Annotated in this window: 20 protein-coding genes; 8 read left to right on the top strand and 12 right to left on the bottom strand. The window is 52.1% G+C overall.

Translation table 11 applies throughout. From position 1 onward, the window contains the following. Positions 1–97: 97 nt before the first annotated feature. Positions 98–2,173 carry a methyl-accepting chemotaxis protein gene (locus SACSAC_RS04620; protein WP_051506863.1) on the top strand — a complete coding sequence of 692 codons (2,076 nt, stop codon included), beginning with the start codon at positions 98–100 and terminating at the stop codon, positions 2,171–2,173. Positions 2,174–2,263: 90 nt separating this feature from the next. Then, positions 2,264–2,650, top strand: coding sequence for a hypothetical protein (locus SACSAC_RS04615; RefSeq protein WP_037283923.1), 387 nt, complete (start codon positions 2,264–2,266; stop codon positions 2,648–2,650). A 52-nt stretch (positions 2,651–2,702) separates the two neighbouring features. On the opposite strand, the gene SACSAC_RS04610 is transcribed toward SACSAC_RS04615, so the two are convergent. Beyond that, complete coding sequence (locus SACSAC_RS04610) at positions 2,703–3,698, bottom strand: AraC family transcriptional regulator (protein ID WP_037283921.1); 996 nt, start codon at positions 3,696–3,698, stop codon at positions 2,703–2,705. A gap of 197 nt (positions 3,699–3,895) precedes the next feature. On the opposite strand from SACSAC_RS04610, the gene SACSAC_RS04605 reads away from it, so the two are divergent. The 3 genes from SACSAC_RS04605 to SACSAC_RS04595 all read left to right on the top strand — a co-directional run bounded on the left by SACSAC_RS04605 (position 3,896) and on the right by SACSAC_RS04595 (position 7,564). Beyond that, entirely contained in the window at positions 3,896–5,881 is a 1,986-nt protein-coding gene (locus SACSAC_RS04605; RefSeq protein ID WP_051506862.1) for a glycoside hydrolase family 31 protein, read from the top strand. A 141-nt stretch (positions 5,882–6,022) separates the two neighbouring features. Further along, the gene (locus tag SACSAC_RS04600; protein WP_037283917.1) at positions 6,023–6,385 is read left to right on the top strand and encodes a hypothetical protein; all 363 of its coding nucleotides are present in this window, start codon (positions 6,023–6,025) and stop codon (positions 6,383–6,385) included. 204 nt (positions 6,386–6,589) lie between these two features. Beyond that, positions 6,590–7,564 carry an aldo/keto reductase family protein gene (locus SACSAC_RS04595; protein WP_037283915.1) on the top strand — a complete coding sequence of 325 codons (975 nt, stop codon included), beginning with the start codon at positions 6,590–6,592 and terminating at the stop codon, positions 7,562–7,564. Between the two features lie 526 nt (positions 7,565–8,090). On the opposite strand, the gene SACSAC_RS04590 is transcribed toward SACSAC_RS04595, so the two are convergent. After that, a complete protein-coding gene (locus tag SACSAC_RS04590) occupies positions 8,091–8,366 on the bottom strand; it encodes a hypothetical protein (RefSeq protein WP_037283913.1) in 276 nt (91 codons plus the stop codon). Between the two features lie 48 nt (positions 8,367–8,414). Next, the gene (locus SACSAC_RS04585) at positions 8,415–9,155 is read right to left on the bottom strand and encodes a hypothetical protein (RefSeq protein WP_037283911.1); all 741 of its coding nucleotides are present in this window, start codon (positions 9,153–9,155) and stop codon (positions 8,415–8,417) included. A gap of 246 nt (positions 9,156–9,401) precedes the next feature. Between SACSAC_RS04585 and SACSAC_RS04580 the strand changes: the two genes are divergently transcribed. Next, positions 9,402–10,583, top strand: a complete 1,182-nt coding sequence (locus SACSAC_RS04580; protein ID WP_156950947.1) for a phosphodiester glycosidase family protein — start codon at positions 9,402–9,404, stop codon at positions 10,581–10,583. A gap of 25 nt (positions 10,584–10,608) precedes the next feature. On the opposite strand, the gene SACSAC_RS04575 is transcribed toward SACSAC_RS04580, so the two are convergent. From SACSAC_RS04575 to SACSAC_RS04545, 8 genes are all read right to left on the bottom strand, one after another. Continuing rightward, positions 10,609–11,229: a hypothetical protein gene (locus SACSAC_RS04575; RefSeq protein ID WP_037283910.1), complete on the bottom strand. Its 621-nt coding sequence runs from the start codon at positions 11,227–11,229 to the stop codon at positions 10,609–10,611. Then, the gene (locus SACSAC_RS04570; RefSeq protein ID WP_037283908.1) at positions 11,229–11,411 is read right to left on the bottom strand and encodes a hypothetical protein; all 183 of its coding nucleotides are present in this window, start codon (positions 11,409–11,411) and stop codon (positions 11,229–11,231) included. The genes SACSAC_RS04575 and SACSAC_RS04570 overlap by 1 nt, the downstream gene beginning before the upstream one ends. Positions 11,412–11,633: 222 nt before the next feature. Then, the gene (locus SACSAC_RS04565; RefSeq protein ID WP_037283906.1) at positions 11,634–12,002 is read right to left on the bottom strand and encodes a DUF4181 domain-containing protein; all 369 of its coding nucleotides are present in this window, start codon (positions 12,000–12,002) and stop codon (positions 11,634–11,636) included. 16 nt (positions 12,003–12,018) lie between these two features. Then, on the bottom strand, positions 12,019–12,456 hold the full coding sequence (locus tag SACSAC_RS04560; RefSeq protein ID WP_037283904.1) for a hypothetical protein: 438 nt from the start codon (positions 12,454–12,456) through the stop codon (positions 12,019–12,021). A gap of 82 nt (positions 12,457–12,538) precedes the next feature. Further along, positions 12,539–12,739: a DUF4181 domain-containing protein gene (locus SACSAC_RS04555; protein ID WP_156950946.1), complete on the bottom strand. Its 201-nt coding sequence runs from the start codon at positions 12,737–12,739 to the stop codon at positions 12,539–12,541. A gap of 112 nt (positions 12,740–12,851) precedes the next feature. Then, the gene (locus SACSAC_RS27890) at positions 12,852–13,019 is read right to left on the bottom strand and encodes a hypothetical protein (RefSeq protein WP_156950945.1); all 168 of its coding nucleotides are present in this window, start codon (positions 13,017–13,019) and stop codon (positions 12,852–12,854) included. Between the two features lie 25 nt (positions 13,020–13,044). Further along, the gene (locus SACSAC_RS04550; RefSeq protein WP_037283900.1) at positions 13,045–13,407 is read right to left on the bottom strand and encodes a DUF4181 domain-containing protein; all 363 of its coding nucleotides are present in this window, start codon (positions 13,405–13,407) and stop codon (positions 13,045–13,047) included. 36 nt (positions 13,408–13,443) lie between these two features. After that, the gene (locus SACSAC_RS04545) at positions 13,444–13,806 is read right to left on the bottom strand and encodes a DUF4181 domain-containing protein (protein ID WP_037283898.1); all 363 of its coding nucleotides are present in this window, start codon (positions 13,804–13,806) and stop codon (positions 13,444–13,446) included. A 738-nt stretch (positions 13,807–14,544) separates the two neighbouring features. Here SACSAC_RS04545 and SACSAC_RS04535 point away from each other — a divergent pair. After that, on the top strand, positions 14,545–15,720 hold the full coding sequence (locus tag SACSAC_RS04535) for a phosphodiester glycosidase family protein (protein WP_037283895.1): 1,176 nt from the start codon (positions 14,545–14,547) through the stop codon (positions 15,718–15,720). An 86-nt stretch (positions 15,721–15,806) separates the two neighbouring features. Here SACSAC_RS04535 and SACSAC_RS04530 read toward each other — a convergent pair whose 3' ends face one another. Continuing rightward, positions 15,807–16,172, bottom strand: coding sequence for a DUF4181 domain-containing protein (locus SACSAC_RS04530; RefSeq protein ID WP_037283894.1), 366 nt, complete (start codon positions 16,170–16,172; stop codon positions 15,807–15,809). A 369-nt stretch (positions 16,173–16,541) separates the two neighbouring features. Between SACSAC_RS04530 and SACSAC_RS04525 the strand changes: the two genes are divergently transcribed. Continuing rightward, positions 16,542–18,371 carry a DEAD/DEAH box helicase gene (locus SACSAC_RS04525; RefSeq protein WP_037283892.1) on the top strand — a complete coding sequence of 610 codons (1,830 nt, stop codon included), beginning with the start codon at positions 16,542–16,544 and terminating at the stop codon, positions 18,369–18,371. The last annotated feature ends 19 nt before the right edge of the window (positions 18,372–18,390 follow it).

The following is an 18,390-nucleotide window of genomic DNA, read 5'->3' as shown; positions in this document are numbered from 1 at the left end:
CGTTGACGAAAATGTGTAATTTTTTTGTCGAAAAAGGCCGATAAACGGCTTATAGGCATCAAGAGTGGCTTGCCAGTTCAGAGAGGGGAATTTGATCATGAAGAAAAATAAGGATGCAAATCAACAAACTAGGCCTGGAGGATCAAAGCGTTTATCGTTGAAAATCAAACTCCCATTATTAATCAGCGCTTTAACGGTCGTCGTTCTTCTGGCTTGCAGCAGCGTGATTTATTTGTCGGGCGCAGACCTTTTGACGAAGAAAAGCAAAGATGAAATGAATGCCAATGCGGACCGGATCGGCGAAAGTCTGTCGACTACTGTCGATTTGGAAGGTCAGCTTTCACATATTCTCTCCGTATCTCCTGCGCTGCGCGATCTGTTGACCCTTCGGGAATCGGGCACGCTGACGGATGATCAATTTTTTGCTTCAAGTAACCGAGCACTCCAACTGGCCAACACGCAGTTCCAGGAAACCTTGGCAGGCGCGCACGGAATCGAATCGATGATGGTCGCGGACACTACAGGCACGGTTGTCGGCGCCAGCAATCCGGATTCGCTCAAGGGCGATCGTTCGGACCGCGAATACTTCCAGAAGGTAATGGAAAGCGGAGAACCGTTCGTCAGCGACGCAATCGTATCGAAAACGACCGGCAATCTGATCGTCGTTTTCGCGCAACCGGTCAAATCGACAAGCGGAGAGGTGCTGGGCGTCTCGATCAACACGATCGCGGCGGACTTCTTCGTCAGCCAGCTTCAGAACATCAATATCAACGCGGAAGGCTTTATCACCGTAACCAGCCGCGGAGGCACGATCATTTATCATTCGAAAGACGAAACGTTGATCGGTAAGCCGTATGAAGCCGACGGATTTGAAAATCTGTTGTCGCGAGAAACGGAAGGCGCGATTATTCAAGGCAACGTGGATAACGCGGATTCGTATATTCGTTATTCCAAAATTCCTGTCGCGGACTGGATTGTCATCGTGCAAGATTCCTATGCCGACATCGAGCGTCCGCTCGGCGATCTGATGCAAAAAATGCTGATTACGCTGATCGCTTCGATCATTCTGGCTGTCATCGTAGGCACTCTGATTTCCCGCAGCATTACCTCGCCGATCGTGCGGTTGACCGGATTGTTCAAGCAATTGGCCGACGGCGACCTGACGGTTCGCGCGGACGGCAAATACAAGAGCGAGTTTGCCGATCTGGCGGACAGCTTCAATACGATGGTCGATAGCAACAAAGACTTGATCGGACAGATGAACCATTCGATCGAAGTGTTGAACACCAATACGACGGATCTTGAACGCACGTCGCAAAACACGGCCCGTTCGATCGGCGAAACTTCGGTCACGACGATGGAAATCGCCAAAGCGATGGAATCGCAGTCGCATGATACGGAACGAATCGTAGGCCGCTTCTACGAGATCGGGGATCGCATCGCTTCCCTCGGCCGCAAAACGGACGGGATTCAAGGCAGCGCGGATTCGATCAATCAAGTATTCGCATCCAGCAGCACGGTCGTGAACACCCTGATCGATATCAATGCCAAAAACGAGCTGGAGATCCAGAACATCTCGTCCACGACGGAAATGCTGGCCGAAAGCTCGCAGCGGATCGGTCAGATCACGGACGCGATTAACCAGATTTCCACGCAAACCAATCTGCTCGCGCTCAACGCTTCGATCGAAGCAGCGAGAGCGGGCGAGCACGGTCGCGGCTTTGCGGTCGTTGCTGACGAGATTCGCAAGCTGGCGCAGCAATCGGCGGATCAGGCCAATGAGATCGGCGGCATTATTCGTCAGACGCTGGAACAAGTCGACAAGAGCAACGAGAGCGTCGGTGCCATCCGTCAAATCTCTTCCACGCAAAACGAATACGTGGATCGCACCCGTCAATCCTTCGAGGATATTCTGGACAGCGTAACGGCGATCACGGGACAGATTCGCGATATGGCTTCCGAGTTCAAAGCGATGGAACGCGACAAAGACGCCGTGCTGGAAGCTTCGCAAAGCCTGTCGGCATCGGGCGAGGAAGTCTCGGCATCTGTTGAGGAAGTAACGGCAACGGTGCAAGAGCAATCGGCGATGGTGAATCATCTGGCGGATATGGTACAGAGCATCGAGCGCTTGACTCAACAGCTCGGCGAAGCCGCAGGGAAATTTAAAATTTAACATATTTGCTCGGTAAGTCGATAAAGAAAGCAGAAGCATAATCGCCCGACAAATTGCCCAAACGGTCGGGTCGTGAAGGAGGAAGCCGACATGGCGATTACACCGATCGATCCTACAAGGAACGCATCCCTGATTCATCCGGTCCAACGCGTGCAGCGGGCTCAAGCTGCGGCTTTGCGCTTTAAGCTTCCGGGTACGGATCAGGCTGCAACATCTGCCCAGCGCCGCAAGCCGAAGCCCGGACGCACGGTTACGATTCATGAAGACGGATGGGTGCGCGAGTACGGATTGCTGCCGGACGGAACTCGAATTTTACTCTCCGAGGAAGCCGAACACGGAGCGCATCCCTTCCCGCTTCCGCATAATCCGGCGCCCCGAATCGTCGAAGTGAATCTGGAGGAAGAAGCACATGACCCCGAGTGCAGCATGAAGGCCAGCGGACGCAAACTCAAGTCTTTGCTGCGCGACGGAAAATAACAGGATCAGGCCCGCAGTCTCCGCCAACGGAGATTGCGGGTTTTTCGTTTATCTAAGACAAGCTGCTGGGCGCCATGCCTTTAAATTTTTTGAAAACGCGCGCAAAGTATCCCGGATCGCCGTATCCCACCAGCCGGGCGACTTCCTGCACGGAGCGCCCGCTGCTGCGAAGCAGGGATTCGGCCTCGTGGACGCGCAATGTATTCACGTATTCGCTCAGCGTTTTGCCCGTGGTGCGTTTGAACACATGGCAAAAGTACGTCGGCGTGATGCAGCAGATTTTGGCCGCTTCCCGCACGCCGATCGGTTCGCGAAAATGTTCGCTGAGGTGAAGCAGCAGCGGATACACGGCGCTCTCCGCGTGTCGTCCGCTTTTTGCCGCGTGTTCTGCCGGAGTCTCGGATTGTCTCAGCGCAAAGCCGAGCACGCTCAGCAGACCTGCTTTTACCAACAATTCGAATCCCGGCTGTGCTTCTTGATACTCTTTCACCGCCTCCAGCAGCCTTTCCCGAATCCCCGCAGCGCTTGTTCCCTCATAAAAAGAAGGCAGTCTCAAGCGTCCTTCGAGCATGGGCCTGATATAACGGGTTTCCGTATGATCCAAGGCATGGTTGCGCAGCAACGCCTCGCCGAATACCAACGCATACAGCTCGCTGCCGGACTCCAAGGGGAACGCCGAATGCAGCTCCGCTGTGTTAACGAATAGACACGAACCCGATTCCAATTCCCGAAACGTAGCCCCGATCTGCACGCTGAAGCGTCCCTTGAGCACGACGACCCATTCCAGATGCTCGTGCCAGTGCGGAGGAATACAGAACATGTCGGGGTCGGTCTCGCGGATATGGAATACGTTAAGCGGAAAGGTTCGGTCGGGAATATCGGTATGTTCGCGCCGCCAGGAAGACGGGTCTGCTAGTTGCGGGTTACTGCCGGCCGGGCGTTCCGATTCTGACGATCCGTCGCCGGCAGGCAGCTCCGTTTTGTCCGCAGCCGCTTTATTTTCCTCGATCCACTCGTGTATGGTCGCTCCTTCATCGTGTTCATTCATTGCTAGACCTCCTGACGATAAAACGTAATCTAGTCCTAGTATTCCGTATTCCACGCTCTGCCCTCTATCCCTGCTGGCGCTCTATAATAGACACGAGAAAAAGATAACGCTTGCAAGAATGGCTGGTCGCACGTAATTATATCCTAACGGTCAGTGATGCAGAGGGATCTGCACAATTCGGAGGAGGACGATTGAATATGTTATACGCGCAAGAGCAAGCTTTGATCTGGGAATATGACCATGAAATTTTGCGGATTGAGCCTTGGGGAGCGAATTCGTTTCGGGTACGGGCTTCCAAGGACAAGCTGCACGATGACGATTGGGCGCTGCTTCCTGCGGGAGCGGCTTCGCTAGGCGCAGGCGTTACGGTTGCGGAGGACGGGCGCAGTGCCTGGATCGTGAACGGGAAAATCCGGGCGGATGTCGAAAAAAGCGGCCGGATCACGTTTACTAACGACAAAGGCGAAGTGCTGCTGAAGGAAACGGAGAAGACTTATCAGCTTAAATCCGGGGGCCGCGATATCGTGCCGATCCCGGGCAGTCGCGATTATGCGGTCACGCTGCGCTTTGAAAGCAATCCGGATGAGAAGTTGTACGGCATGGGGCAGTATCAGCAGTCGCTGCTCAATCTGAAAGGCTGCCGTCTGGAGTTGACCCATCGCAACAGTCAGACCAGCGTACCTTTCTTACTGTCGAATAAAGGTTACGGCATGTTATGGCATAATCCGGCGATCGGACAGGCTAGCTTCAATACCAATGTGACCGAATGGGCGGCGGCTTCAACGAAGCAGCTCGACTATTGGATCACGGCAGGCGATACTCCGGCGCAGATCGAGGAAGCGTATGCGGATGCGACAGGCAAAGTGCCGATGATGCCGGAGTTCGGAATGGGCTTTTGGCAGTGCAAGCTGCGGTATCGGGATCAAAACGAGCTGATGAGCGTTGCCCGCGAACATGTGCGCCGGGGGCTGCCGATCTCGGTGATCGTCATCGACTTTTTCCACTGGACGAATCAAGGCGATTGGAAGTTCGACGAGAAATACTGGCCGGACCCGGAAGGCATGGTGCGCGAGCTGAAAGAGATGGGCATCGACCTGATGGTCTCCGTCTGGCCGACCGTGCAAACGGAGAGCGAAAACTACGGCGAGATGGTGGAAAAAGGCTATCTGGTGCGCTCGGATCGCGGGGTACGCACGCAGTTCCAGTTTCTCGGGCAAAATGAAATCTTCGACGCTACGCATCCCGGTGCAAGGCAGTTCGTCTGGGAAACGGCCAAGCGCAATTATTACGACAAAGGCATCAAGTTGTTCTGGCTGGACGAGGCGGAGCCGGAATTCGCCGTATACGACCATGATATCTACCGCTACGACGCGGGTCCGGCGCTGCAAGTCGGCAACTGGTATCCGAGCCAGTACAGCCGCACGTTCTTTGAAGGCATGACGAACGAAGGACAGGAGAACGTGATCAATCTCGTGCGCAGCGCTTGGGCGGGCAGTCAGCGTTACGGCGCGCTGGCCTGGTCCGGCGATATAGCGTCGAGCTTCGAAGTATTGGGGCATCAGGTGCGGGCGGGGCTGAATATGGCGATCGCGGGCATTCCGTGGTGGACGACGGATATCGGCGGTTTCCACGGCGGCAACCCGGATGATCCGGCATTCCGCGAATGTATCATCCGTTGGTTCCAGTATGGAACGTTTTGCCCAGTGATGCGGCTGCACGGCGATCGCTCGCCTTACCGGGAGGCGGATACGGGGCTGCCGGGCGGCGGACTATGGGGCAGCGGCGCGGACAACGAAGTCTGGAGTTACGGCGAAGAAGCATACGGTATTTTTGCGGAACATATGCGTTTGCGGGAGCGTCTGCGTCCTTATATTACCGAGCTGATGACCGCCGCGCATGAAAAAGGCACTCCGCCGATGCGGCCTATATTCTACGATTTCCCGGAAGACGCGGCGGCATGGGACGTGGACGATCAGTTCTTGTTCGGTCCGGATCTGCTGGTTGCTCCTGTACTGCACGCGGATCAGCGCAGCCGAAGCGTCTATCTGCCTGAAGGGGCGGAATGGACGGATGCGCATAGCGGGGAGAGTTTTGCAGGCGGGCAGACACTTCAGGTTGACGCGCCGTTGGAACGAATTCCTTTGTATTTGAAAAACGGAGCCAAGCTGCCGATTACGGAGTAAAAGACGGGTCGGCTGGATTTTCGTCATGGCGTTTTCTATAGAGTCAAGTCGCTGGTCTTCGCAAATGCCCGCTGGTATACTGAATAGGGCTTGCGAAAGCAAGCTAATCTTCGTATTACGCGATGAATTCAGGAGGAACCTATGACAAACGCATACAAAATCGAAGTAGACTCGTCCCGTAAACTTTTCATGGTAACCGTCGGCGGCTCTTTTCAAATAAGTGACGCAGGCGGGCTGGCGATGGCTTTCCTGATGGAAGGCAGCAAAATCCAGAGTCAAACGAGCGAGTACACGTTCGTGGCCGATCTGTCCAAATTGGAAAATGTCGAGCCGTCGCTGCTGGATATGTTGGAACAAGCGTTCAAGATGTACAGCTCGATCGGCTTTAAAAAGCTGTACGTTATCGAATCGAAGTCGGCTACGACCCGCCAACAGATTCGCGAAGCGGCGGAGAAGATGAACTTCGGCGGCGAATTCGTGAGCAACATGGACGAGATCGCCTAATCGTCGGCAGAATCAAGCAGGTATGACCCGAAGCCGTTCCGGACGCAGACGCGTGTCAAGGAACGGCTTTTTGCGTATTCCGATATTCCGCCGCAACGCGCAAAAAAATAAAGAAAGCGGTTGCGGAGCGGAACATGATTCGTTAATATTTAGTGGAATGATTAAGGAATAACGAAACTTATTTGATTCGAGGAGGAACAATCGATGAAGTATCGGAATCTGGGACGCACGGGTCTTAAAGTCAGCGAGATCGGACTAGGAAGCTGGCTTACCTATGGCACGGCAGCCGAGCAAAAAGCGGCGGATCTATGCATCGAAGCGGCTTTTGAGCAGGGGATTAACTTCTTCGACACTGCCAATGCGTACAATCGCGGCGAAGGGGAAAAAGCGATGGGAGCGGCGCTGAGCAAATACGAGCGTTCGAGCTATGTGCTCAGCACGAAGGTATTCTTCCCGATGGGCGACGGTCCCAATGACCGCGGGCTATCGCGCAAGCATATTGTCGAACAGTGCGAAGCCAGCTTGAAGCGGCTGGGCACGGACTATATCGACGTCTATTTCTGCCATCGTTATGACAATGAGACTCCGGTCGAAGAAACGCTGCGCGCGCTCGACGACCTGACGGCGCAGGGCAAAATTCTGTATGCAGGCGTCAGCGAATGGACCGCCGCGCAGATCGCGTCCGCAGCGGCGATCTCGGACCGCCGCAACCTGCGCCCGCTCGCGTCGAACCAGCCGATCTACAATCTGTTCGAGCGTTATATCGAGGATGAAGTGCTGTCCGTATCGGAGCAAGCCGGCTTGGGACAGGTTGTTTTCTCGCCGCTGGCGCAAGGGATTTTGACAGGGAAATACAAGCCGGGGCAAAAGCCCGCCGAAGGCACGCGCGCGGCGGATAGCTCGGTGAATCAGGTCATCGGCAGCTATTTGCGCGACGATGTGTTGAACGTGACGCAGGAGTTGAACCAGCTTGCGGAAAGCTTGGATTTGAAGCTGTCGCAGTTGGCTTTGGCCTGGATTTTGCGTCAGAAGGGCGTGAGTTCCGCGATTATTGGCGCAAGCCGTGCGGAGCAAGTACGCGAGAATGCGGCGGCATCCGGCGTGGTATTGAGTGAGGAGACGCTTGAGAAGATGGAGCGGATTTTGGAGCCGGTGAAGGATTTCGCTCCGGCTCGGTAGGATGGTGGAGTTTGTCGGTAAAAAGGGAAGAAGCGTATTAAGCTTCTTCCCTTTTTGGTTTTAGGATAAGGAATTCTCAGCACGTTTAGATTGGCTTAAAGACATGATTCGACTTCGAGTTTTTCAGGGCGTGTCTTTAAGCCTGCTGACGCGTATCTTTTACTGGCTTTTTACCCTTCGCGGATTAAAATAAAATATTGCGGATATGCATCATTTTCGCTCTTATTTATCGATTTCATCAAAAATGTTGTAGGAATCCATCATGTTCAACGCTTTTGAACGAATTAAAGCTTTTGCCTATTGAAATGATGGATACTCGCAACAATTTACGTCGATTAGGCATAGATGGCATCGATTTGTTGGATTTTCGCAACATTTTGACTACGGATTCGAAGGAGCGAAAAGGCCGCAAAAGATGCAAATGGGCAGGCTTGAAGACACGCTCTAGAACAGATATCTTCATAAAAAATCGCCCGGCATCAAGTACCGGGCGACCTCTAATAAATTCGGTTATACCTCGTAATTCTTATTCCACCCACAAAGCAACCCAAATAAACGCCACATACGAAGCGCTTACCGCAGCAGCCGTTCCCAGCGGGATTGCCCATAATAGACGACTGCGAAACGGCTGCAATCGTTCAGCCAAACGTTGGCCCGAAGGCAATAGGGCGCGTCGGCTGCGTTTCAATATTCGGGCTGCTTTTTTTGCGTTTGCATGCTGCAAGTCCGTCCAGAGTTGGTCGTATTCGGCCCGGATTTCGTCGAGGCCCGGGCTGTCTTGCACCGTAATGCGTCGGGACATGTTTGGTTTTTCCTTTCTTGTATCGAATTTTGCTTCGGCTTCTGCCTATCACGCTTCGGACTGCTGTCCGATCGAAGCCAGCAGACGGGCGGCGGACTGTTCGGATCGTTCGGCGCCGTAAGAAGAACGGTTGTCCACGTTCGCCAATTCGCGAATGTTGAGGCACATCGCGTATAGATGTTCCAACGCAGACGCCTGAGCGATGTCGGGGATAAAACGAACCTCCGATTGAGCCGCTCCATCGGTTATCGCCGCAAACTGCGGTTCCTCCGGAGCAAGCCCGCGATGATGCACGGCGGCAGGCCGTCCCTCGGCTGCGGGCAGAGCTTCGAAAGCCTCGATTCCGTTAAAGATCAGCAGCTGTTTCGGATCGATCAGTTCCGACTGCTCCTTGACGCCAAGCGTCTGGTACAGACTGCCGTAAGCTTCGACCAGTCGGTGCTGCTCTCTCTCCAACTCCAGCAGGAAGGACGCGGGATAACCCGACCCGGATAAAGCTTCCGCTTCGTTCGATTCGCGTTCGATCAGCTGCACGATGGCATCGGCGGATGCCGCCAAACGATCGGTCGTTTCGCCGCTAAAGTATCGCTTGATTTCACGGGTTTGCCGGATTCGTTTCACGGTAGCCATCAAAGCCGCGGTAAGCAGAAAAGCGGCTGCACCCGCAATGAGCACAATCGCTCCCGACGGAGATTGATTTGTTTTCGATTCTTCAAACGACGTCGAACGCTTCAAGCCCAGCGACTCTTCGGGTTCTTGCTTCAGGTCTTTAGGTTCCAGCAGGTTCATCGGATACTTCCTCCTTTGCCCTTCATAAATTCATAACTCCTACGTTCAGGTAAAAGTTACGGTTGGCATGGCTGCTTTTTTATTGATATGGCTTAAGATGCACCCTTACTTTCTTTTCACCCCGAAATTCGGTCGAGAAATCTTTCCCAAAAGGTTTATTTTAAAGGGAAACATGCAGATATATAGAGAGTGAGCAAGCAAAAATCCGGATCTGGTGGGAGAACCGGGAAGAAGGGAACATACATCATGCAAAAAGCAATAAAAATGCTGTTGGCTGTTGCGCTGACGGCGGGAGTAACAACGGTCGGATCGGTTCCGATCGCGACGACAACGGCGGTAGCGGCGACAACGGCCAAAACATTCGGCTACTCGGACCCGGCGGCAGGACGGACGTATGTGCCGATTCGCATACTCAGTGATTTTTCGGGGGCCAAGGTGAACTGGGTAGCATCTTCGGGCAAGATCGATATTGTAAAAGGCAAAAAGAAAATAACGCTGACGATGGGGAAAAAGCAGGCGACGATCGACGGTAAATCGGTCCAAATCGACGCAGCGCCGTTCAGCGACGCAGGCGTGACCTACGTTCCGCTCGGTCTGGTCGCGACGCATTTAGGCGTAGGTTTGAAATGGGACAGCTCGACCTCCTCCATGCGCGTCACGAACGGGGAGAAGAAGATGGATCTGCCGATCATCGCCCGCGGCTCGTTGACGAACACGCCCGTGCGTCACCAGCGTCAAACGTTCCGCGTGGGAGGTTCTTCCTTTACCGCCAACGTCGTGACTGTGCAGTTGATGCATCCGCAGGTATCGCTGGACGCCGCTTTTGCCAATCATAAAGTCGGAGCCGTGCAGGATTTGAGTGCGATTGCGGCTCAAAACGGTGCGTATGCAGCGATCAACGGAACGTTTTTCGACGCGTACAGCTCGGCTGCCTACAAAGCGCCTTACGGCTATTTGGTCAGCAAAGGGGATGTGCAGTTCGCCAACGGAGGCACCAATCGGACGATATTTGCTTATGACGACAATCAATTGGCGAGGCTGATTCCGGGGTTCGAATTCGGAACGGCGTTCGATGCAAGGCAAGTAGAAGGAGCCGTGCAAGCCGGGCCGATGCTGCTCAAGAACGGTAACGTTGCGGTAAATGCAGCCGCGGAAGGGTTCCAGGATCCGAAGATTCTAACAGGCGGCGGAGCGCGCAGCGCTATCGGCATCACGCAAAATCACGAGCTGATCCTGCTGACCGTCGGCGGCTCTACCATCCCGCAGCTCGCGCAGATCATGAAGCAGGCAGGAGCGTATCAGGCGATGAATCTGGACGGCGGGGCTTCGAGCGGGCTGTATTTGAACGGGAAGTATATCACGACGCAATGCGTTGTTGGTGAAAGTGGAGTAGATTTAATTTTAGAAAGAACAAGAGACCTTCGATGATCGAAGGTCTCTTGTTTCTGAGTTTTTAGAGTAAATCTTTTACTTGCTTGACCATCATGCAGTACCCGTTTTCCGTTTCAAATCCTTCGATTTGACTAAAACCGTTTGATCGATAGAATTCAATAATTTTTGGGACGTTTTCGCATTCCAAATATAGAATACGGCCGCCAACAATCCGGTGTGCCTCTGCCACCTTTTTATATACAATCTGAAGCAGGTCATTTCCGCTACAACAATTAGCAGCCAGAGCTTCGGTGCTAAAATTTTTACCGAGTTGTCCCAAAAGATATCCTTTGATGATATAAGAACTTTGTTCGCCCCTGCTACCCATTCCGGTCAAGCGTTTTTGCAAGCTTTTAGAAAGTTTTCTAAACTGCTTACCAGGCATTGTGAGTGGTTTGTTAGAAATGGAGAAATATCCGACAAGGATAGGTTTAGACTGATAAGTAGACATAACTAGATATGTACGAGCCAAATCCATCTTTTCGAATTGAATAGCTTTGTTATGCAAAAAAAACTCCACATCATCTGCTCCAGTGCTATCTTGAGCGTTCATACTTTTAAAAGATGAAAGGAGTTTTTGAATGTCGCTCTCTATTGGAATTGATCGAAGCATGTCGTAAAGCGAAATGATATTTAGTGCCATTATTTTGATGTGTTGCTTAAAAAGCTATCCATGATTTTTTGAATAGCTTCTGTTCGAACTACATCATTCACCGTCTGATTACTCACCTGAGAAACCTTTCGAGAATTGTCGATTGCATCTGCAAGTTTCGAACTAGCTCTTTGGTTAAATTTAAATTCTGAAGTAAAACTCTTGGTAGCCATCTGAAATGCCACCTTCCTTTGAAATAATTCCGATCAATTCCAATAAACATATATTAACTCAGAAATCTTTGATTAGCAAAGGTATAACTAAGGAAACTGATACAGATAGATAAACTCTTGATGATACTTAACCATTTCAAGACACGAATGTCTTTAGATTTTAAATCGGTCATAATTTTAGAAACCTGAAGGGTTATATCCTATAACTCAAAAAATTAGGATTCAAACGATCGGCAGTATTAAAACGTACACGCCGACTGCCGCCACTGCGACAACCGTCGTCAGCAGCGTCGCGATATGCCTGCGGGATTCGCGGATATACCGCCATTCGAGAAACGCGTAGTAGCCGCCGAGTACCAGCAGTAAGCCAAGCAGAATGCCTTGAGCAGTCGCGACGTTCAATTCCCAAAAGCGTAAGCTGAAGCCCAAAATGATAACGGTGAGACTGCCGAGAGTAGTCAGGATGTATCCTTTTACCGTCTGATGCAGTTTGCGCGAATCGCTGCGGTTGACGAACAGTTTGCCGAATAAAAGCCGGGCTCCGATGATGATCGCGAGCAGAATCATTGCGGCTGTACCTTCCGGTGTCATTGATATTCCTCCTTTTTTAACTGCATTCAGCTTGGATCGCAACTCCGTTCGCGTCGATCGTGATGGTCGATTCCCCGCTCAACCTTGACGTGTAGCCGCAAGCGATGCCTGTGTAACGGTGCCCTTCGGCGTCCGCGGCGGTAAAAGTCATCTCGCCTTCGACCAGATTCTCGAACTCCGGTCGGATATTTCGGCTCTCGCCGGCGGGGATGGTTCGTTCGAATACGTACGGAGTGTCCATATGGGTCATACGAAACTCGACGGAAATAATTTCGGAATTCGTATTATTTTTCAACGTAACGGTGAGCGGGCGCATCGAGTGAAGAATTCCGAAGGCCTGCGTGGCAATGATGATGATCGTGCAAACGGAGACGATGATGGTGATTAATGACAGCAGCCGATTTCTTTTTAACTTTTTGGACGGAGGCGCGGATTTAAGTTCGGTCTGATTCATGCTTTTGACTCCCTTCGATCATTCGGACGGATTGGTTTGCAAAGAAGACGAAGGGAATAGCATTTTTGTATCATCGAGCCGTTCAGAAATAAGCGACCCATCCATAGATGGCGAACACGATGCATATCCCTGCGACCCAGCATAACGTAACCAAATATCGCCTTGTGCCGGGCAAATATTTTTTCTCCAACAGCGCGAACGCGATTCCCGCCGCCGCGATCAACGCGAAGAAGATCAGTTCCATTTGCGGTCGCGGAAGTTCCAAAACAATCGTTACGAACATGAGCACCAGCTGCGTCCAAGCCACGATATTCAGGTAACGATTAAGCTTAGTACCTTGTCAACACTAAAGGTAAGGTTACGCCCACCTGAAACACACCTAAAGCGTGTGCGTTTCAGCCGAACGTAATCCTCTGATTAGGAGTTGATAAGGTATTAGGAACGTCTTTGTGGGTGAGCTTGTCCGGTCCGGTAACGACGATCCAGCGCGGCAGTACGGCGTAAGCCAGTAGCGATACGATAATGATGCCGGGAAGCACGACAGAGAACAAGATCGGGGTCATGCGGCAGTCCTCCTATTTGATGTTTTTAAAAATAAGAGACTCCAAAATAAATGCCGAAAAGCACGCACGTAAAGCCGATCCAGCACAGCGTGACCAAGTGGCGGCGCGTTGCGGGCAGATATTTTTTCTCCATGAACAGGATCAGAAGACCGAAAAGGATCGCGAGCGGAAATCCGACAAAGTCGAGATTCATATTCAGGGCGGCCGCTATGAGCAGGATGACGATCACGGAAACAAGAGCGATTTTCACAGCCAGATCCAATCGCGGAACGTCTTGAAGCCTGCGCTGGTCCGGCCCCGTCACGATAAAGCGCGGAAAGACGAAATAGATCAGCAGCACGACGACCAGATTACCGAACGTGATGATCGGGAAAGCGGCGTAGTTCATAGTAGGGGACCTCCTTTTGCGTATAAGCTTGGCGGATCAAGTCATCGGATAAAACAGCATATAAGAGCCGAGCACGATTATCGCGCACCCGATCGAAAGCAAGGTTGCGATATGACGCTTGGTATTCGGCAGGTACTTCTTTTCCAGCCACGATTGAGACAGACCGTACAAAGCGAAAAGGCCAAGCGCGATTCCCGTGAATAAAGACATATCTCTGACGAAAATAATCAATGCGATTATCGAGGCGATCACGACTCCGTTGAGTATAAACGAGTAGATTCGCGGCTTATCCAGATCGGTAAGCCTGCGACGATCTTCGCCGCGAACGATCAGCCGATCCATCAGAAATCGCAAAGCAACAATCAATACAATAACGATAAAATTCGAGTAATCTCCCATAAACGTTCACCTCTATATTAATAAACGCTTTATAAGTGGAATTAGTTGGGTGATAGATTCAAAAATTTATGCAGAGTGCCGCAGATGTTCCGATGTAGAGCACCGACAAAATCACGGACGCGAAGTGCTGCCTTTTTGCCGGTGCATATTTGCGTTCAATGTGCTTTTTTGAAAAAAAACGAGATCAACGCAGTTAATCCACCTAGTACGATACACACGAAACTAATGAAATAAAAAGCTACGTCTTGCTGTAGGCTAATTAGGCGTAACGCGATGCCTAACAGCAATAAAGAAATCGAAAACAAGAGCAGTTCATGCAGGGATCGGATTTGAATTTGTTTGTAAAGCAAAATGACGAATAAAATGAAAAGAACCAGCATGAGTGCGATTCGACCTGAAGAAATCAACATAATGAAACATCCTTCCTTTGCGAGTTTATGTAGATGTAGCCTTGCTGCGTAAAAAGTTCCGTCCTATCATCGATACGTCTACATCTTCCTATCGGCAGCGGATCGGTGCGTTTCGGATTTGGGGCTTTGTTCTTACTTTTGAATAGACTCTCGGGAGAATGGTGAAGTTACGGTTTTTATCTAATTCCGAAGGAGGGTTTTTCTTGAAAAAGGTTCATTCCGCCGCCGGAAAAACAGATATATAAAAGGGAAGAAATAAACAGGGTCATAACGGCTGACGGAAATCAACCTTCAACGAATAAGCAGATGCAAAGGGGATAGGGCTCACATGAAAAAGGGGTTAAAAACGCTGCTGGCGATCGCGCTGGTTGCAGGAACGATCACGACAGGCGCGGTGCCGGGAACGGAGGTTGCCACGGCGGCAGCTGCGACCTCGTCCTCGGCTAAAGTTTTTGGATACTCGGATCCGGCGGCGGGCCGCACGTATATTCCGATCCGCGTGCTCAGCACGTTCGCCGGAGCGAAAGTCAATGCGGCGCAGGATTCGAGCAAGTTGGAAATTGTGAAAGGCAACAAGAAAATCGTGCTCCATACGGGAAAAAAGAAAGCGGAAGTGGACGGCAAAAAGACGAAGATCGACGCGGCGCCTTTTGCCTATGACGGGGTGACTTACGTGCCGCTCGGTTTTGCCGCGCAGCATCTGGGGCTGAACGTCAAATGGCACGAATCGACTTCCTCGATGCGGATCGCGAGCGGCGGACAATCGATGGATCTGCCGATCATCGCGCGCGGTTCCTTGACGGACAAGCCGGTGACGTACCGCCAGCAAGTCTTCTACTCCGGCGGTGCCGCGTTCCGGGCAAATATCGTGACCGTGCAGCTGATGCACCCCCGGGTATCGCTCGATGCGGCCTTTGCCCATAACAAAGCGGGAACGGTGCAGAATCTGAAATGGATCGCTTCGGAAAATTACGCGTATGCGGCGATCAACGCGACGTATTTCGACGCATACAGCTCGGCGATCTATAGAGCGCCGTACGGGTATCTGGTCAGCAAAGGGAATATGAAGTTCGTCAACGGCGGTTCCAACCTGACGGTATTCGCGTATGACCAGAACCATATGACGCGTCTGATTCCGGGTCTGAAATTCGGCCAGGCGTACGCTGCGGGACAGGTGGAAGGAGCCGTGCAAGCGGGTCCGCTGCTGGTGCAAAACGGCGTCGTCGCGGTGAACGCGCCGAGAGAAGGCTTCCGCGATCCGGCGATCCTGCGAGGGCAGGCGGCGCGCAGCGCGATCGGGATCACGCGGAACCATGAGTTGATTATGGTGACGACGCCGAAAGCTTCCATGCCGCAGCTTGCCCGGATCATGAAGCAGGCGGGGGCATATCAGGCGATGAACCTGGACGGCGGCGCTTCAAGCGGGCTGTATCTGAACGGGAAGTATATTACGAAGCCGGGGCGGCCGGTGAGTAATGCGCTGCTGGTGAAGGTGAAGAAGTAGGGATAAGAAAGCGGAAATAAACGGAGAAGACTCCGATTTGAATACAGCAAAAAACCGGCGCCAGTCTTCACCGGTGCCGGTTTTTGTTATAACGAATCCGTCCAGCCGAATACATACAGCGCGATCCCAAGCACCAAATATACGGCAGCCATGATCGCGGATACGACATGTTCTTTCGTGCCGCGTACGTACTTGAATTCGACCAGAGCATTCGCCAGATAGATCGAGCCAAACACCAAAATCGCCGTAGGCAGCGCGACTTGATCTGGCAGCAGGTAAAGACACAGCAGCGCCGCAATAATCAGCAGTGCGGTCAGCCCGGTGTGCGTCCAGACGTAACGCCTTTTCAGGTTTTTGTCGATGAATTCGGCTTTGCCTTCCACGATAAACAGTCGAAGCGGTATTTGGATAATGAAGAGCACACTGATCAGAGGGAAGAAGATGTTTGTCATAGCGGGTAGGCTCCTTGAGCAAGTTTGGTATAAAAATCGTGCAGATGCAATTGACTTCAAGCTACTTGTTAAACGCTTCAGTATCATTAAAGTTACGTTTTACCGAAAGTAACTCCTCTCACTCAAATTGACAAATTAACAATCCTTCACTGATTTGTTATTCCCATTTGTGTCCAGACGAAGTACAATAAGGTCAGCAAGCAAAGCAGTCTTACGGCCTATGACATTCGAATCATTCCTGATATAGAACTATACATCGTATCTTTTCACGCACCGATCGTCTTTGGACAGTTCGATACACCATCTCGCCCAGATTCCGGAAGCACCGGACTTACTACGGGATCTGCACGCATCAAGGAGTGACACCTTATGGCTTATATGATCCCGGAGACCCTTCCCCGAGGCGCGAAAGTTACCGCAGGCGAACGCCTGTTATTCGGCACCCTCAAAGAACATCTGCCCGACGATTACATCGTCTACTACGAACCCCGCATCTTCGGCCGCTGTCCCGACTTCGTCGTGATCGGCCCGGACCTCGGCATGCTTGTGCTGGAAGTGAAAGACTATACCGAAAGCACGCTGTACGAACTTTTTCCCGAAGAATGGCGCATCTATAACAAGCAGGGCGAAGTGAGCACGGTGATCAACCCGCTGCATCAGGCCCGAAATTATGCATTCCGCATCGCGAGCAAACTCAAAAAAGATAAAAGCCTCGTGCAGTTGGAAGGCGTGTACCGCGGCAACCTCAAATTCCGGTTCGGCTTCGGCGTCGTGTTCACCCAGATGCGGGAGACGCATATCGTCAAACATCAGCTGCATCGGGTGATCGAGCCGCAATTCATGCTGACGCGCGACGATATCAAAGCGATCCGCTACCATCTGTTCCCCGAAGTGCGGATCAGCGCGGAATACAAGCCTCCCGTGCATCACGACGATCAACTGCTGTTGTCGTTACATAATCTTCGAGCGATGGATCTGCATCAGGAAGCGCTGGCGCGTCAGCTCGGTGACAAAAACCGGTTGATCCGCGGCGTTGCCGGAAGCGGGAAGACGCTCATTCTGTCCGCCCGCGCACGCCTGCTGTCCAAAGAACATCCCGATTGGAAAATTCTCGTGCTCTGCTACGGCATTCCGCTGTCCCGCGTGCTGAAGTCCATGATCCACAATATGACGGAAGAACCGGAAGATCTGTTCGACTTTGCGGCGATGAGCGCGGAAGAAAGCGGCAATCCGGCTGCCAAGAAGCATAACATCGAGACGGCGACGTTCCACGAATGGTTGAAAAACACGCTGCGCATCCCGGATGCAGGAATCGAGCCGCTGCTGGAAAAGGTCAAACTCGGCGAAGCGATCCTCCCGACGTATGACGCGATCCTGATCGACGAAGGCCAGGACTTCGAACCGAGCTGGTTGGAGCTGCTGAGCAAAGTGCTCAATCCGGAAACGCAATCCCTGCTGCTGGTTGAAGATAAAGCGCAAAACATTTTCAGACGCAAAAGCAGCCTCTCGTCCAGCACCGGTCTCGATTTCCGCGGACGGTCCAAGATCCTGAGCATCAACTACCGGAATACGGCGCAGATCGTGAACTTCGCCTGGGACTTTTACCGGACGCACTCCGCTCTGAAAGACCGCGTCAAAGAAGGTAGCAGCGTCGACGGCGTCGAGATCATCCCGCCTCAAAGCACCAAACGCAAAGGCCCGGAACCGATCATCAAGCAGTGTGCGAACTTCAATGAAGAAGCCGCTTGGGTCGCCCGCGCGATCCGCAAGCTGCATGAAGAGAAGAAGGTGCCTTACTCGGAGATCGCGATCCTGTACCGGGTGCGGAATCGGTACTCGTATTCCTACGTGGATCGACTGCGTAAGGAGCTGGATCGGTTGGAGATTCCGCATGACTGGATCGCGGAAGACGTCCACTCCAAGCGGGCTTACGACCGGACGGCGGATACGGTGAAACTCTCGACGATCGACAGTTCGAAAGGGTTGGATTTCCGGGCGGTGTTTATCGTGAACGTGGAGAGTATGCCGTTTAAGTTTGAAGAGAACGTGGAGCGGGAAGTTTCGTTGTTTTATATCGGGATGACGCGGGCGATGGAGTGGTTGTTTTTGAGTTATTGTAAGGCGCAGGGGTTTGCGGGGTGGTTGTGTGAAGCGAATCAGTCTAAAGATATGACTAATGAATTGAAAAATCTTAAATGAATATGTTCATAATTAAAAT

It is taken from the genome of Saccharibacillus sacchari DSM 19268 (assembly GCF_000585395.1).
Classification (GTDB): Bacteria; Bacillota; Bacilli; order Paenibacillales; family Paenibacillaceae; genus Saccharibacillus; species Saccharibacillus sacchari.
Note: the sequence above shows the minus strand (reverse complement) of the source record. Positions and strands in the feature narration are given on the sequence as shown.

What these genes read in the sequence shown, in the direction of transcription:
- SACSAC_RS04555 (WP_156950946.1), bottom strand. Translation starts at nt 12,739, where the DNA reads ATGTTCGTAACGATTGTTTTGGAACTTCCGCGACCGCAAATGGAACTG.
- SACSAC_RS04545 (WP_037283898.1), bottom strand. Translation starts at nt 13,806, where the DNA reads ATGGGAGATTACTCGAATTTTATCGTTATTGTATTGATTGTTGCTTTG.
- SACSAC_RS04550 (WP_037283900.1), bottom strand. Translation starts at nt 13,407, where the DNA reads ATGAACTACGCCGCTTTCCCGATCATCACGTTCGGTAATCTGGTCGTC.
- SACSAC_RS04535 (WP_037283895.1), top strand. Translation starts at nt 14,545, where the DNA reads ATGAAAAAGGGGTTAAAAACGCTGCTGGCGATCGCGCTGGTTGCAGGA.
- SACSAC_RS04585 (WP_037283911.1), bottom strand. Translation starts at nt 9,155, where the DNA reads ATGAACCTGCTGGAACCTAAAGACCTGAAGCAAGAACCCGAAGAGTCG.
- SACSAC_RS04600 (WP_037283917.1), top strand. Translation starts at nt 6,023, where the DNA reads ATGACAAACGCATACAAAATCGAAGTAGACTCGTCCCGTAAACTTTTC.
- SACSAC_RS04620 (WP_051506863.1), top strand. Translation starts at nt 98, where the DNA reads ATGAAGAAAAATAAGGATGCAAATCAACAAACTAGGCCTGGAGGATCA.
- SACSAC_RS04530 (WP_037283894.1), bottom strand. Translation starts at nt 16,172, where the DNA reads ATGACAAACATCTTCTTCCCTCTGATCAGTGTGCTCTTCATTATCCAA.
- SACSAC_RS04615 (WP_037283923.1), top strand. Translation starts at nt 2,264, where the DNA reads ATGGCGATTACACCGATCGATCCTACAAGGAACGCATCCCTGATTCAT.
- SACSAC_RS04605 (WP_051506862.1), top strand. Translation starts at nt 3,896, where the DNA reads ATGTTATACGCGCAAGAGCAAGCTTTGATCTGGGAATATGACCATGAA.
- SACSAC_RS04570 (WP_037283908.1), bottom strand. Translation starts at nt 11,411, where the DNA reads ATGGCTACCAAGAGTTTTACTTCAGAATTTAAATTTAACCAAAGAGCT.
- SACSAC_RS04590 (WP_037283913.1), bottom strand. Translation starts at nt 8,366, where the DNA reads ATGTCCCGACGCATTACGGTGCAAGACAGCCCGGGCCTCGACGAAATC.
- SACSAC_RS04595 (WP_037283915.1), top strand. Translation starts at nt 6,590, where the DNA reads ATGAAGTATCGGAATCTGGGACGCACGGGTCTTAAAGTCAGCGAGATC.
- SACSAC_RS04525 (WP_037283892.1), top strand. Translation starts at nt 16,542, where the DNA reads ATGGCTTATATGATCCCGGAGACCCTTCCCCGAGGCGCGAAAGTTACC.
- SACSAC_RS04560 (WP_037283904.1), bottom strand. Translation starts at nt 12,456, where the DNA reads ATGAATCAGACCGAACTTAAATCCGCGCCTCCGTCCAAAAAGTTAAAA.
- SACSAC_RS27890 (WP_156950945.1), bottom strand. Translation starts at nt 13,019, where the DNA reads ATGACCCCGATCTTGTTCTCTGTCGTGCTTCCCGGCATCATTATCGTA.
- SACSAC_RS04575 (WP_037283910.1), bottom strand. Translation starts at nt 11,229, where the DNA reads ATGGCACTAAATATCATTTCGCTTTACGACATGCTTCGATCAATTCCA.
- SACSAC_RS04565 (WP_037283906.1), bottom strand. Translation starts at nt 12,002, where the DNA reads ATGACACCGGAAGGTACAGCCGCAATGATTCTGCTCGCGATCATCATC.
- SACSAC_RS04610 (WP_037283921.1), bottom strand. Translation starts at nt 3,698, where the DNA reads ATGAATGAACACGATGAAGGAGCGACCATACACGAGTGGATCGAGGAA.
- SACSAC_RS04580 (WP_156950947.1), top strand. Translation starts at nt 9,402, where the DNA reads ATGCAAAAAGCAATAAAAATGCTGTTGGCTGTTGCGCTGACGGCGGGA.